Origin of the sequence: Orenia metallireducens (assembly GCF_001693735.1) — a bacterium.
Taxonomy (GTDB): domain Bacteria; phylum Bacillota; class Halanaerobiia; order Halobacteroidales; family Halobacteroidaceae; genus Orenia; species Orenia metallireducens.
The window spans coordinates 209,755-223,981 of sequence record NZ_LWDV01000010.1 but is presented as its reverse complement, the minus strand read 5'-3'; the positions used below and the strand labels follow the sequence as shown (position 1 = coordinate 223,981).

14 protein-coding genes are annotated in these 14,227 nt (G+C 27.5%); all 14 read left to right on the top strand.

Annotated features, from left to right (window positions below; genetic code table 11):
* The first annotated feature begins 5 nt into the window (after positions 1-5).
* The gene (locus U472_RS13225; RefSeq protein ID WP_068719225.1) at positions 6-1,292 is read left to right on the top strand and encodes a hypothetical protein; all 1,287 of its coding nucleotides are present in this window, start codon (positions 6-8) and stop codon (positions 1,290-1,292) included.
* A complete protein-coding gene (locus U472_RS13220; protein WP_068719224.1) occupies positions 1,292-1,981 on the top strand; it encodes an iron-dependent peroxidase in 690 nt (229 codons plus the stop codon). The genes U472_RS13225 and U472_RS13220 overlap by 1 nt, the downstream gene beginning before the upstream one ends.
* Before the next feature lie 15 nt (positions 1,982-1,996).
* Positions 1,997-4,642 carry an acetate and sugar kinases/Hsc70/actin family protein gene (locus U472_RS13215; RefSeq protein ID WP_068719223.1) on the top strand — a complete coding sequence of 882 codons (2,646 nt, stop codon included), beginning with the start codon at positions 1,997-1,999 and terminating at the stop codon, positions 4,640-4,642.
* Between the two features lie 28 nt (positions 4,643-4,670).
* Positions 4,671-5,441, top strand: coding sequence for a hypothetical protein (locus tag U472_RS13210; protein WP_068719222.1), 771 nt, complete (start codon positions 4,671-4,673; stop codon positions 5,439-5,441).
* 30 nt (positions 5,442-5,471) lie between these two features.
* Positions 5,472-5,882, top strand: coding sequence for a DnaJ domain-containing protein (locus U472_RS13205; RefSeq protein WP_068719221.1), 411 nt, complete (start codon positions 5,472-5,474; stop codon positions 5,880-5,882).
* Between the two features lie 83 nt (positions 5,883-5,965).
* A complete protein-coding gene (locus U472_RS13200) occupies positions 5,966-6,589 on the top strand; it encodes an FHA domain-containing protein (protein WP_068719220.1) in 624 nt (207 codons plus the stop codon).
* A 21-nt stretch (positions 6,590-6,610) separates the two neighbouring features.
* Complete coding sequence (locus tag U472_RS13195; protein WP_068719219.1) at positions 6,611-7,144, top strand: FHA domain-containing protein; 534 nt, start codon at positions 6,611-6,613, stop codon at positions 7,142-7,144.
* Between the two features lie 60 nt (positions 7,145-7,204).
* Positions 7,205-8,044, top strand: a complete 840-nt coding sequence (locus tag U472_RS13190) for a PP2C family protein-serine/threonine phosphatase (RefSeq protein WP_068719218.1) — start codon at positions 7,205-7,207, stop codon at positions 8,042-8,044.
* 76 nt (positions 8,045-8,120) lie between these two features.
* Complete coding sequence (locus U472_RS13185) at positions 8,121-8,930, top strand: hypothetical protein (RefSeq protein WP_068719217.1); 810 nt, start codon at positions 8,121-8,123, stop codon at positions 8,928-8,930.
* A 322-nt stretch (positions 8,931-9,252) separates the two neighbouring features.
* Positions 9,253-9,861 carry a hypothetical protein gene (locus U472_RS13180; protein ID WP_068719216.1) on the top strand — a complete coding sequence of 203 codons (609 nt, stop codon included), beginning with the start codon at positions 9,253-9,255 and terminating at the stop codon, positions 9,859-9,861.
* A 46-nt stretch (positions 9,862-9,907) separates the two neighbouring features.
* Positions 9,908-11,305 carry a leucine-rich repeat domain-containing protein gene (locus tag U472_RS13175; RefSeq protein ID WP_176714179.1) on the top strand — a complete coding sequence of 466 codons (1,398 nt, stop codon included), beginning with the start codon at positions 9,908-9,910 and terminating at the stop codon, positions 11,303-11,305.
* 34 nt (positions 11,306-11,339) lie between these two features.
* Positions 11,340-12,620 (top strand): hypothetical protein, encoded by a 1,281-nt coding sequence (locus U472_RS13170; RefSeq protein WP_068719214.1) that lies wholly within the window; start codon positions 11,340-11,342, stop codon positions 12,618-12,620.
* A gap of 16 nt (positions 12,621-12,636) precedes the next feature.
* A complete protein-coding gene (locus tag U472_RS13165; RefSeq protein WP_068719213.1) occupies positions 12,637-12,972 on the top strand; it encodes a hypothetical protein in 336 nt (111 codons plus the stop codon).
* Between the two features lie 191 nt (positions 12,973-13,163).
* The gene (locus tag U472_RS13160; protein WP_068719212.1) at positions 13,164-14,225 is read left to right on the top strand and encodes a hypothetical protein; all 1,062 of its coding nucleotides are present in this window, start codon (positions 13,164-13,166) and stop codon (positions 14,223-14,225) included.
* Positions 14,226-14,227: the final 2 nt, after the last annotated feature.

The window sequence follows — 14,227 nt, the reverse complement described above, 5'->3', positions numbered from 1 at the left end:
AAATTTTGAAGGATATAATCAGAGAGAAATTAAATAATATGGAAGATCTTAAACAGAGAAAACTGCTTAGAGAAATCCTAGATGAAGTCTTTTTGAATCTTGTAGAGTATCAAGAAGAGCTAAATAAAGAGATAGCAGATAGGGTCTTTAATGAGATTGAAGATATAGAAGGGTGTTATGATATCTGTACAACTCTTATTAAGAAGAAGCAGATTCCCTTGGTAGATGATTTTTTATTTCCTATTTTAAAGAGCGATGAGCAAGAGGCAGTATATGACAAAGAAGAAGTTCTGGATAAGATAAATGAGAAGAGAGAAGTAATCATTTCTAAAGTATTTTTAAAACTCGATTATTTAGAGATTAAAGAGGTTGAAAAGAGTAATAGAATGTTTTCTGGAACTATTGTAACTTCTGAGGCTAGTTATCCTGTGACTATTGCTTTAAGGAGAAATCAAGAATATATAGAAGAAGAGAAGAAATTATATGAACTTTTTCTTCAAAATTCAGTTCCCTGGAGAACTATAAATAATCCTTATATTCGAAAGATATTTGATGTTGTGATTGTAGATTATAAAAATCTTAGTGATGAGATTAGTGATTTAGAAGAGATAAACTTTGACTTAGAGGAACTTGAGGAGGTCAAATATGTAGATTATATTCCAGTTTGGAATATAGAGAGGATGCAGCAAAAAGGTGAAGGATTCCCCTTGCCAGCAGAAGATAAAATACATTATGATCATATAATTTCTTTAGCTAAGTTAGGGTTAGAGAATGGCTGTGTAGTCAACCCTGGTAAATTTAATGTTATGTCAGTTAAAAAGACAAAGGAGAAATTAATAATTACCAGTGATGAAAGTGATTCTACTCCTTGGGAAGTTCTAAAAATAATTCAAAGTAAGAAGCATAGGCATACTGAGATAGATTTAGAATTTGATTTTGAAGTTGTATCAAATAGTAAGAAGGATACTTTTATAAATAAGACTGGTCCTCAGAAGTTTAATATTATAAAGACTTTTGGAGAGCTAAATAGACTGGTTAACTCTTTTGAAGATTTAAATGATTTAAAGTTAGAAGAAGTAAAGATATTAGATAAAGGATCTAACTTAGAGTCTACTTATGATGTGAATAATTTCATAGAAGATGAAATCAGAATAAATACATCTAAACAGATTATGGAATTGAAATTTACCAGCACTATGACAGATTATTTAAAATATGATTTACTGAGCTTTATTATTTCAGAAGTTCAAATGTATTTTCCTGAATACATTTGTAAAGGGGTATTTATCTAATGAATTATATTTGGGATGTAATTGTAGCGGCTCAGAATAATGGTGTTAATTTAAAAGATATAGTCTTTAAATGTGCTGAAATTTATTCTCCCTATATGGAGCTTAGTAATGAGAATATAAATTTTAAAGAGATAGAACAAGAAGTTGAGTTAAATCCATACTATAGATTTTTTGATATATTCAAATATTTATTCGATCAGGATTATGAAGAAAATCAAGAGTTAAAAGAAGTGCTTTTTGATATTTTAATTCATTTTTTAGCTTGGATAGATACTTATCAGGGGATGGACAAGGTAGAGTATCATAAAAAGTTTATTTATCAGGAATTAGAAAATGCTTATTTTGGACAAGAGATTAAGGATGGGTTGAAGTACTTTAATATTGAGGAAAGAAATATTTTAATAGAAAATATATATAAATTTTATATTTCAGGAGACCACTTAAATTATTTAAAGGATAGTATTGAGAGAATCTTCAAAAACTCGCTATTATATACAAACAAAGAACTCAGTAATGAAGTATTATTGTATATTAATCGATCTAAAACTAAAGAAAACTTGCAGAAATTAAAGGTTATTCAACATTTATTTCTACCAATAAACTTTGATATTATAGTTTATTGGAAAGATCATTTTGGGATAATAGGGGTCAAAGAGACGATGAAGATTGATCAAATAGCTATATACTAGGGAAGGAGGAAAAAATTGAAGTCTTATAAACTTAATATTCAAAAAGACATCTTTGATGAGAGAAAATTTACTAAAGAAGAACTATTAAAATCATCAACTTATAAATTAAAGCAGATTTGTAGTGAATATAGGATAGTAAATGCTTTTAAAAATATCTATAAGCGCGAACAATTAATAGATTTGATATTAAAATATAGAGGCAAGGATGTATCCTATTTAATTTATGATAAACAAGAAGGTGGTATGGCAAGAATCCAAGAAGCATTAGAGCAAAATGTTACTACTAAGCTAAAAAATAATAATATAATCAAGATTCCTACTAAGATAATATTATATGATGAGATAGGAATGAGTGAAGAAGATTCTTATCGAGTAACTGTAGAGGATGAGATAGTAGAGTCTAATGTACTTTTGGTCAATGGTGATAAAGATTATATCTGTGGGATATTCAATTTAAAAAGGGATAAAAAAGAAGAGAATAAATATTATCTAGTTGCTAATCATGAAAATTTAAGAATAGAGAATTTTAAAAAGAAGAACTATAAATTACTATTCTTTAAACGCCATATATCAGAGTACTTATATAAGGTTTATTATGAAAATCAAAATTTCCCACCTATGAATCTACAGTATTATGAAGTTCCAATAATCCACTTTGAGGTAAGGAAGCTTGAAGAGACAAAATCTGTTTTATGTATCGATTTTGGTACTTCTAATACTACAGCAGGGGTTTATTTAGACCATAATTATGTATCTAAAATTTCTGATAATGATATTTTTAATAATAGAATAAAGTTGGATGAAATAAACTTTGTTAATTTTCCTTATGTGGGCAGAAAAGGAAGAGGATGGAGTAAGATAATTCCTACAAGTGTATATGTGTTGAACTGTCATGATTTAGATAATATTAGATTTCTTTTTGGACATGAAGCTCAAGAACGTATTAAAGAGAATAATTATGCTGGAAATGCTAGTTTTTTTCAAGGTATTAAGAGATGGGTTAATACTTATAAGGTCTTTGAAGAGATACGTGATGAAGCTGGGAATATAGCAAAAATTACAAGAGGTGAGATAATAAAGGCTTATATAGATTATGTAATTAACACCTCAGAATCTCAATTTAAATGTAAATTCAAAAAATTATATATTTCTAGTCCTGTAAAATTAAAGAATCAATTTATAAGTATGTTCCAAGATATAGTGCCTGACTATCAAATAGAGTCTGATAATGTTCTAGATGAGGGGATAGCAGTACTGTATAATACTATCGTTAATCAGATTAATAATGAAAGTTTCTATGATGGAGACGAGTACAAAGCATTAGTCATAGATTGTGGTGGAGGAACTACTGATTTATCTTCATGTAATTTTAAGATTGTAGAGAATGATATATCTTATGGTGTAGATATAAAGACTGGTTTTGAAAATGGAGATAGTAATTTTGGTGGTAATAATTTGACCTATAGGATAATGCAATTTATGAAGATTGTCTTAGCCCATTATTATCAAAATAATAGTGAAATCATAGATATAGATCAATTAATTCCTCTATCTGGGGTTGAGATTTTTAGGCATGTAGATGATTTTGGAGTAGATAGTGTATATGCTAAGTTAAAAGAGTATTATCAAAGGGCTGAAGAATTAATACCTACTAGGTATAAAGAGTACGAAAATAGACCAGCAGAAGAATATAAGAAGGTAAAAAATAACTTTTATTTCTTATGGGAACTAGCTGAAAATATGAAGAAAGATTTTTATATTAGAACGAATATCTTAAGAAATAAGTTTGACTCTTTTAAGAACATGAGAAGTCCAGAAAGTGATTTACAAATTACTCCATTAAGTAATTGGGAGTTAGCAATTTATGAAGAAGGCAAATTGGAAGTAGTAAATGAGTTTCCAAATGTTATCTTTAATGTTATAGAGATAAATAAGCTTATTAAAGCAGATATCTATGATATTATTAGAAAGCTTTTGGAGAAATTTTATGAAAATCAAGAGTTATTAAATTATTCAATAATAAAATTAACTGGTCAGTCTTGTAAGATAGATATCTTTACAGAAGCTCTAAAAGAGTTTGTTCCAGGACGCAGGATACAATTTAAGAAAAAAAATATAAATACTAATGATGATTTAGATCTTAAGTTATCATGCTTACGTGGAATAATTAAGCATGTTAACTCTAAAAAGCTGGGCAATATTGAAATAAATGTAGAGAATGAAGTCCCAATTATTCCGTATTCGATAAGTGCTTTTGATTTTAATGGAAATGAAAAGACTATAATAAGAGATGGGGAAAAGTTGACTGAAGCAAAAGGGTATATTTCAAAGTTATTGAGTACTAGAGAGATTAAATTTTATTTAAAAAATATCGAAGGGGAATTACAGAAGGAGTATCTATTTGAAAATGAAGCTGTAAAGTATACTCAAACATCTTCAGCAGATATTTTAAAAAGATATTCAACAAAGGTTAGCCAAGAAGATACTGATACGATTAGAAATGATGAAGTTAAATTATTTGTCTTTACTGCTGAAGATAAATGGGGTTTTTATATTGTACCTATTTGTAGACAAAGTGATCAACTTTATATAGGTGATGAAAGATATTTTACTTTTGAAGATGATTTATCTACTTTAGATTTTTTTGATGGTTTAAAGTAAATTTTTAGTAGATTGGAAGGAGGATAAATTGTTTATAAATAAGTTCCCAAATTTTAAACGAGGTAATATTTTAAAAAGAGAGATGCTAGAAAACCTTAGAGATTATCCTCGTGATTTTTTAAATATATACTTTAAAGATAATTCTGATGGTATAATCTCTGGTGCAGATATTAAGATAAAGGATAAATATATATACATTAATGAAGGAATTATTAAATTTAAAGGTGTTATATATATTTTGAATAAGGAAAAAAAGGTAGAATATTTTACTACTGAAGAAGATGTCCTTATAAAAATCAAAATTTTTAATAAGCAAGAGACGAATGATTTCACAGTTTATGATAGTGAAGTCTTTATAGATCAAGAGATTGAGTTAAAAGGTAATGAGTTGGAGTTGGGAAGATTTAAACTTAGAGAAGGAGCAAAACTTAGAGCTGAATATAAGGATTTTGCAGACTACTCAACAGAATACAATGTTATTAATAGGATAAATGTAAAATATTCTGGGATTGAAAATCCTACTATTAGCCCTGTGATAATAAAGAGTTTTGCTAAAATATTAATATCAAATTCTCAAGATAATCTAGATATCAATTTTGCAATGCAGTGTTTGAATTCAAAGATTGTCAATAGAATAGTAATAACTAGTTACTTAGAGAATAGACTGAAATTAAATAAAGAGAATTATAATAATGAAGAGATCTACAAGTATCTGAAATTGATAGCAAAAAAATTACAGGGTGCAGAAGATGATATCAAAGTTAAAAGAAGAAGAACTGACAAGATTATAGTAGATTAAAATAATTTTATGGGGTGGTTTAGATAACTTATGAAAAATTACTATGAAATTTTAGGTGTTAATAGTGATGCTGACTCTTCTACAATAAAGAGAGCCTATAGAAAGTTAGCATTAAAATATCATCCAGATAGAAATTCTAATGATAAAAATGCAGAGAAAAAATTTAAATTAATCGCTAAAGCATATGAAGTCTTAAAATCGAAAAAAAGCAGAGCAAAATATGATGCATCTTTAAAAAGAAAGACTTATCAGCGAAAAGCTACTACTAAACAGAATAGTAATAGGCAGAGCGCAGTTCCAAACTTTGGAAATTTTGAAAAGCAGTTTGAACAGTTTTTCGGTTTTAATCCCAAGACTAAAGAGCGGGTGAAGAATAAAACAGAGGAAGAGAATCCAATGAATACAGATGAACTATTTAGAAGTTATTTTGGTATGAAGTAGATATAGTTCTACCAATTTATGAAGTGATGAGTAATATAAGTTATAAGAAATATTGATTTAGAAAGGAGAGTGTCAATAATAAAATGATGAATTCTGTTAAAGAAATATTAAGGTTTTTTAATATTCCATGTCATATAAAGAAATTATTTATAAGAAGAAAGATAAAGAAATATACCAATCAGGAGAATAATTCAAATTATTTTATCAAGCTCCTTCTTGGATTAGCAATTTTAATAGGTGGAGTATATTTGAACTTCACCCATCAGAATATAAAACTAGCGATAGGAAGTTTTATAACTTTAGTATTTTTATTTTTTAAGGTATCTTATAATAATAGACCTCTTGAATTGATAAATGATGAGCAGGATGAGATAAGAGAGATAATTTTAAAGGATGAGGATGAAAAAATAATAAAGAATTGGAATATTCATGATTATACAGCATGCTTAATAGGTAAAAAAACTCAAAGGAATATGGTTAATATTGATTTATCTGAAGCAACCTATGCTGCTCTTGTAAGTCGTGAACATGCTGTAATGAATAATACAAATAATGGATGGTTCTTTGAAGATATAGGCTCATCAAATGGAAGTGGAATAAAGCGAAAGCAGGATGGCAAAAAATTCAAAGTAAAACCGGGACAACCTTATAAAATGTATCCAGGAGATACTATATATATAGCAAATACAAAATTATTAGTAAAATAAATTATTATGGAGGTAAGAGATATGAAGATGGAAAGATGTAATAATGGACATTTATATAATAAAAAGAGGTATAATGCATGTCCTTATTGTGATGAAGCAGCACTGGAAGCAAATACAGGTAGTGAGGGAATGAGTTCAAAACCATTTACTGCTTCTAATACTAATGAAAATGGAGTAAAGACATTAGCCTATTGGGATGAGGAACAAGGTTTTGACCCAGTAGTAGGGTGGATGGTTTGCATAGAAGGAGCCGAACAGGGTAAAGATTATAAGATTAGGCATGAGAGAAACTTTATCGGGCGTTCAGAAGAGATGCATATACATATAGAAGGAGATAAGACTATCTCTAGAAGAAATCATGGGGTAATAAGCTATAATCCCAAAGAGAGAAACTTTACATTTATCCCAGGACCTGAAATTACAAGTATAATTTATATTAATGATGAGGCTATTTATGCACCAAGAGAGTTATCGGCTTATGACATAATTGAGATGGGAAAGAGTAAATTTATTTTTATTCCATTATGTGGTCAACATTTCGAATGGCAAATATAGCCTTTATAGCAACATACTTATAAACAAAACTTATTATAATGGGATAAAGAGGAGATAAAAATGTTTCATGAAGTCGTTTTTGATTTTCCTGGTAATTTATTTATCTTGACCAGTTGTTTAGTAATAATGTACTTAGTAATCAAATCTTTAAGAAAGATTAGACAGAGAGGTAGCATATTAATTGGTAATGCTCAGGGCATAGGAGATAGAAGGGAACAAGAAGATTCTTTTGCAACTGCTGAGAATGAGATAGGAGTATTAGCAGTATTAGCAGATGGAATGGGTGGATTATCCTATGGTAAGAAAGCAAGTAATTTGCTTACTAGAATATTTTCAGAGGAGTTTTCTAAGTCCCCTAATATGTCTTCTGTGAGTGACTTTTTAGTCCAAAATACTCATAAAATCAATAAAAAAATATTAGAAATTTCCAAAGGTAAGAAAGTAGGCAGTACCTTTGTAGCAGGAATAATAAAGGATAGTTTTCTTTATTGGATTTCGGTGGGGGATAGTCAAATTTATCTTTATAGAAATCAAAAAATTATTCCAATAAACCCGAGACATATTTATAAAAATATTTTGGAGAGTGACTATAGAGCCGGAAAGATAAGTAAAAGGCGACTTTTAAATCATTCTAAAAAAGAAAGACTTACCAGTTACCTTGGTTATGATAATTTTAGACAGTTTGATTATAATCAGATTCCAATAAAGTTGAAAAAAAGAGATAAATTATTATTCTGTAGTGATGGAGTATATAAAAGCCTATATGATACAGAATTAGAACATCTTTTAGGTAAAAGAATGCATCCAATGGAAACTGCTGAATTAATCTTGGAAGAAGTACTGGAAAAGAATATAAAAAAGCAAGATAATGCTACTGTGATTGTGTTAGAAATTAAATAAAGCAGATTTTTCTGCTTTATTTAATTGAATTATATTTTATTATGAAAGGTAAATAATGTTGAGGAGTGTTTTTTATATGTTAGCCAGAGCTATTGAATTTGCTAAAATAATTATAACTAATAATAAAGAGTTCTTTTTAAAGTTATTTCTGATCGGCTTTATAATAGATATCTTACCCTTAATTTTAATTGATAGTATAAATGGAGATTTATTAATGGTTTCATTGATTGTAAGTACTGTACTTAATATTTTGTTCTTTATCTTTATGATGAAGATGGGAATTAATTTTTATGATTTAGGTGAATCTAAGCTATCAAATTTCTTTAAAATAGATGTTATATTGTATACTAAATTATTAATAGGCTCTGTACTGGGAGTAGTTATCACTTTATTACCAGTAGTATTCTTAATTATCCCTATTGTGGGGTGGATATTAACAGTTGTTTTGATGATTTTGTTTTGTATAAGATTACTATTTGTAAATTATCTGATTATCGATGATAATTTAGGACCATTAGAAGCAGTTTATAAGGGTATGGAGATTGTAGATGGCTACTGGTGGAAAACATTTGGTATTTTTATTGTATTTTCTTTCTGTGGAATGATAATTAACTTAATTAAGGATGGCATTAAATATCTATTGGAAATTGATACTAATGCGACATACTCTCTTATAGTGAAACTATTGAATCCACAATTGCTTTTATCTGATGTAGAAACCTGGAATTATTCTACTACTCTATTATCTAAAGGTATAGATTCTGTATTCTCTCTTGTAATTGAGATAGTAGGTGCATTACTTGTAGTTTATATTTATAAGACAATTAAAGGGGAGTCTCATAATCCTATTGCTTGGGAAGGTAGTGCAAAGAAAGAAATTATGTAAATTATTTTTGGCATTTTTAGTTTTCTTAATTTATCTAAATTTATATAATAATTAATATTGTATTTGAAAGAGAGTGATAATTTTGAAGAAGTACTGTAGTTTTTTTGATGGGATTAAGTTAATTGTAATTATGATGTTATTATCAAATAGTTTATTGTTTCTCTCAAGCTCTGTTATTGTTCATAGACATTTTGATGAGAATAAAATATTTGAATTAATACGTATATTTGGTTTGTTCATGTATCTGATAACATTATTAATTGTTAGTTATTTTATCTTAAAAAAACTAGAATTAAACATTAATTGTAAAAGAGTATCAATAATGAAATATTTTTGGGTATCAATTATAATTACTGGTTTAATTTTAATTTCATTAAAATTAATAAAATTAAGTAATTATTTGTTTTCTTCTATATTAGTAGGTGTAGCATCTACTGAAGTAAATTTATTAACTATAATTCTTATATTAGTTCCTATTGTATTATTAGAAGAGATTATATTTAGAGGAGTTATATTTGAAGGTTTTTTACATCGATATAAATCTTGGGTTGCTTTTATATTATTCTATTTAGTAGTCTATCTTATACCTTTAGGATTGGTAAAGTTTATAAATATAATATCAAGATCTGCTGAAGTCCGTTCATTTTTAAAGCGTAATGTAGATATAAACTTTCTTTTTACTCATATAGTTACTATTATTGTTACTTTAACAATAATGTGGATATTTTATATAAGTAGAGATATAAAATTGACTTTTTTCGCAAAATTATTATGGGAATTATTCATATTGTTCTTTTATAGGTTAGCAAATGGGCATTTTTTTGGTATTCTTGAAAAAAGAGATTGGTGGTTATTGTCAGGTGGAATTATATTATTTATGTTAGGAATATATTATTTTTATGATTATAGTAAAAAGGGGCGAATTATATAATGTTTTTTATAAAAAAAGATTGCTATTAATAATTTTATTAGCAGTAGTGTTCTTATTAACAACTTGTTCTAATTCTATTATTAAAGATGATAATTTGGAACAGACTATTAGAGAGAAGATAGGAAAAGATAGTGGTGAATTACTCAAAGAAGACTTGGAAAATATAACTGAATTATCTGTTGAATATAGTGATATATCTTCTATAGAGGGAATTGAGAATTTAACTAATTTAACTAAGCTAAATTTAGCAGGGAATGAGATAAAGGATATAAGTTATTTAGCTAATTTAAATAAATTAGAGTATTTAAATCTTAGTTCCAATAGGATAAAGGATGTGAGTGCTTTAGTTAAACTTAATAATTTAAATGAGTTACTTTTAAATTATAATAAAGGTATAGGACTCCCAGAAAACATTAGCCAATTAGCTCAGAATGATAAATTAACTAGATTAGATTTGGGAAGTAATGATATAGATGACTTAAGTTTTATTAAAGAATTTACTAATTTAACCTATTTAAATCTAAGTGATAACTCTATAGAAGATTTGAGACCATTATCCAGTTTAAAAAATAATTTAATTGAATTAAATCTGAGAAAGAATAATTTACTAGATATCACCCCATTGAGTTCTTTAGAAAAGCTTAAGGTGTTGAATCTAGAAGGTGGTAATAAGAGAAATAAAATCAAAGATATAAGCCCATTAGCTAAGCTTAAAAGCTTAATTAATTTAAATTTATCAGATAATGAAATAATTGATATAACTGTTTTAAGTAATTTAACTAATTTAAAAGAATTAACTATCGCTAATAACAAAGTAAAGGATATAGAGCCTTTATCTAGTCTTAATAATTTAACTTATTTGAGTTTTTATCGTAATGAAGTAAATGATGTAAGTCCAATAGCTAATCTCAATAAATTAACTTGTTTATCAGGGGCAGGTAATATGATTATAGATATAAGTCCTTTACATAATTTAAAAAATTTAAAAGAATTGTATCTTTGGAAGAATGAAATTGAGGATATCAGTCCATTATCTGGTCTTGATAAGTTAACTAGATTGGAATTGAGGTTTAATAATATCAAAAATATCAAAGGATTAAGTAAGCTGACTAATTTACAGAGTTTGGATTTTGTAGGAAATGAAGTAGAAGATATAGATAGTTTAAAAGAGCTTGATAATTTAACTTATTTGAATTTTTCAGATAATAAAGTGGTAGATATAATACCTCTAGCTAAACTAAGTAATTTATCAAAGTTGGGAATCAGATATAATCCTATAAAAGATTTAAGTCCTCTATTAAATATAAGAAGTTTAGATGAGTTATATATAGATGTTGATACTTTAGGGGCTAAAGGAGATGACTACTTAAGTACAGTTAATTTAAAAGTACTTAATAAATTGCATTTTAGAGGGGTAGATATTAAGAAATTCCAATGGCAATAAAAGACTATAAATTAAAAAGGAGTTGATTAGAAAAGTGAAAAAGATAAACAAGCTATTAATATTATCCATAGTACTATTGTTAGTAACAACTTTAGTAGCTTGTCAAGCAGACCAATTAAGTACTGATAATATTCAAAAGACAAATCTAAGCCAAAATGTAAATACCAAGAAAGTTTTAGTAGAGATGAAAGAGATAAAAAAAGGCAAACAGACAGGTGGAGCAACTTGGGAATATGATAAGCATGGTAGAAAAATTAAGAAAACATTAAAAAGTAAGGGAGAAGTAGTAGGAACAACAACTTGGAAGTATGATAAAAATGATAATGTCATAGAATTTCACGAAAAAGGAGATCAGTTTGAAGAATGGTGGAAGAAAAAGTATGATAGCCAAGGTAGAGTCATCTGGGAAGACCATTTTAAAGATGAGATATATAGGTCACCTAGGAGGACAATTTATAAGTGGGAATATAATAAAGAAGGTCAAGAAATAAAATACTCTCGTAAAGATGCCGATACTGGAGAAAAGGAGATAACGACTACTGAATATGATGATGAGGGTAGAAAATTATTAGTAAAAAAAGTTGATGGTAAAGGAAAAGTATTAGTTAAAGAAGAGTGGAAGTATAATCAGGCTGGTCAAGAAACCTATTATCAGAAAATAGATAACTTTATAGATTGGACTGAAAAGAAGATATATAAATATGATGAAAATGGCAATAAGGTTTTAGCTAAAAAACACATAAACCAGAGTTTAAAATATTACTATAAAAGTATTTATAATAAAGAAGGTAATAGGGTTAAATTAATATCTAAAGATAAGAATGGGAAAACAATATGGATTGAATATTATAAGTATAATCCAAATAATAAGTTGATAGAAGAAATAAGAAAAGATTTCAATGGGAAAATAATAAGAAAAATATATCATAAATATGATAAAAAGGGAAATGAAATAAGGTATTGGGGAACCCAGAATGGTACATTTGATTTTGATTGGGTTTATAAATATGATGAAAATGGAAATAAAATATACTATGCTGAGAAGAATGAAAAGGGAGAAGTGAAGAGATGGGAATCTTATGAGTGGTATCCCAATGGGCAAATGAAGATGTCTAATGCTACCACTTATCCAGAAGGTAGAGGTATTAAGCATTATGATGAACGTGGGAATCAGATTAGAATTGAATTTAAGGATAAAGAAGGTAAGACTACAGCATTAAAAGAGAGTGAATATGATGAAGAAAATAGGTTATTAAAAGAGACTTGGGCAGAAGGATACAGAATATATATTTATAAAGAGATAAAAATTAAGTAAAGAGGTGAATCAAATTATGGGCAATTTAGAATTAGGCGAAGGTCTAAAAGGAAAATATCTTTATTTAGATAAAGAAGATAAACCCAGGGGTATTTATTTTCAAAGAGAAGGAGAAACTGAGCCTGACTTTATAGTTCCTTATGTCCCGCGTAAAAGAAAGGAAGATGAAAGAGAAATTATTTACAAAGAAAGAATAAAAGAAGATGCCGAGCAAGTAATAAAGATGATAGAAGCAAATAAAGAGGCTGTGGAAGAAGATGCTCGTAATTATGCTATCAGTTCCAATCAAGAAATCGCTGATACCTTACTTACCTTTGGTTCAGCGATAAAAGCAATTCACAATTCACAATGAACAATTAAACTCAAAACCAAATGAAGATAAATAAGCGGTTACAATGCTGACCTTTTATTTATCTTCATTTAAATAAAAATTAAGCCACATGCTTTAGCTTGTGGTGAAGTAAAAAGGGTGATTTATGCTTAATAGTATCCATATATAATCAATAATATTTAAAATAAACTCAAAAGGAAAGGTTTGATATTATGAAAAAAAAGAATAGAGTACTAATATTACTGATGATATTCACATTAATGTTGCTACTAGTATCATGTAGAAGTAATGGAACAAGTCAAAGAGAAGAGGTAGCTAAGCAGCAATTTAAAGAGGAGCTAGAGACTTTACAGAGATTAGCCAAAGGACAGACTAATGAAGTTAAGGTAAAAGAAGATAAAGTCTATTTAATAAAGAAGTCAATTGTAGAAAATTTAGAGACAGGTAAAAAATATGTAAAAAGAATAGAAAAGTATGATGATAAAAATAATTTATTAAGTTTAGTTAGTAATCGAAAAAATGGTGAATTATTTTATTATGAGAAGTATCAATATAATGATGAAGGAGAGGTGATGAAATCAACAATATTAAGAGAGCCTTTTGGAGCTATAACAAGAACTTATAGTTATGATAAGCAAGGTAAAAAAATGGGATATCTAGAGACAAATGAAAAAGGAGAGAAGTGCGGGGAAGGACTTTATAAATACTATGATAGTGGACAATTAAAGTATCAATATACTAATGACCAATATACTAAAAAGACTAAAGAGATATATTATAATGAATCCGGAGAAAAAACAAAAAAAATTAATAGTAATTTGATGGCGGATTCAACTAGTTATTTTGAATATGAATATGATGATAAAGGAAATAAAATTAAAGAAGTTGAAAGTAAAAAATATGAAGCTAATGGAATGGTAATTAAAATTATAACTTACTATAATCAATTTAATAAATGTAAGAAATATATTGTAAAAAGTGGTCAAGAAGTTTCTACATGGTTTGAATATGAATATGATAAGAATGGGAATGAAATCAAATTCATATCTAAAGATAAAGATGGGGATATACAGAAGATTAGATTGAGTGAATATAATAAAATAGAAAAAAAAATAAAGGATTTAAGAAAGTCCAGAGATGAGCAAGGAGAATTTTGGATATTTTTATGGGTTGAGTATGAATATGATAAAGAAGGGAATAGAATTAAAGAGAAATATAAAGATCAAAATGGTGAAATCACATCAATTAAGCATATATTATATGAAAAGAACTGATA

Excerpts from the sequence above, each read along its gene's own strand:
- U472_RS13220 (WP_068719224.1), top strand. The coding sequence starts at position 1,292 with ATGAATTATATTTGGGATGTAATTGTAGCGGCTCAGAATAATGGTGTT.
- U472_RS13205 (WP_068719221.1), top strand. The coding sequence starts at position 5,472 with ATGAAAAATTACTATGAAATTTTAGGTGTTAATAGTGATGCTGACTCT.
- U472_RS13200 (WP_068719220.1), top strand. The coding sequence starts at position 5,966 with ATGATGAATTCTGTTAAAGAAATATTAAGGTTTTTTAATATTCCATGT.
- U472_RS13195 (WP_068719219.1), top strand. The coding sequence starts at position 6,611 with ATGAAGATGGAAAGATGTAATAATGGACATTTATATAATAAAAAGAGG.
- U472_RS13190 (WP_068719218.1), top strand. The coding sequence starts at position 7,205 with ATGTTTCATGAAGTCGTTTTTGATTTTCCTGGTAATTTATTTATCTTG.
- U472_RS13185 (WP_068719217.1), top strand. The coding sequence starts at position 8,121 with ATGTTAGCCAGAGCTATTGAATTTGCTAAAATAATTATAACTAATAAT.
- U472_RS13180 (WP_068719216.1), top strand. The coding sequence starts at position 9,253 with ATGAAATATTTTTGGGTATCAATTATAATTACTGGTTTAATTTTAATT.
- U472_RS13165 (WP_068719213.1), top strand. The coding sequence starts at position 12,637 with ATGGGCAATTTAGAATTAGGCGAAGGTCTAAAAGGAAAATATCTTTAT.
- U472_RS13160 (WP_068719212.1), top strand. The coding sequence starts at position 13,164 with ATGAAAAAAAAGAATAGAGTACTAATATTACTGATGATATTCACATTA.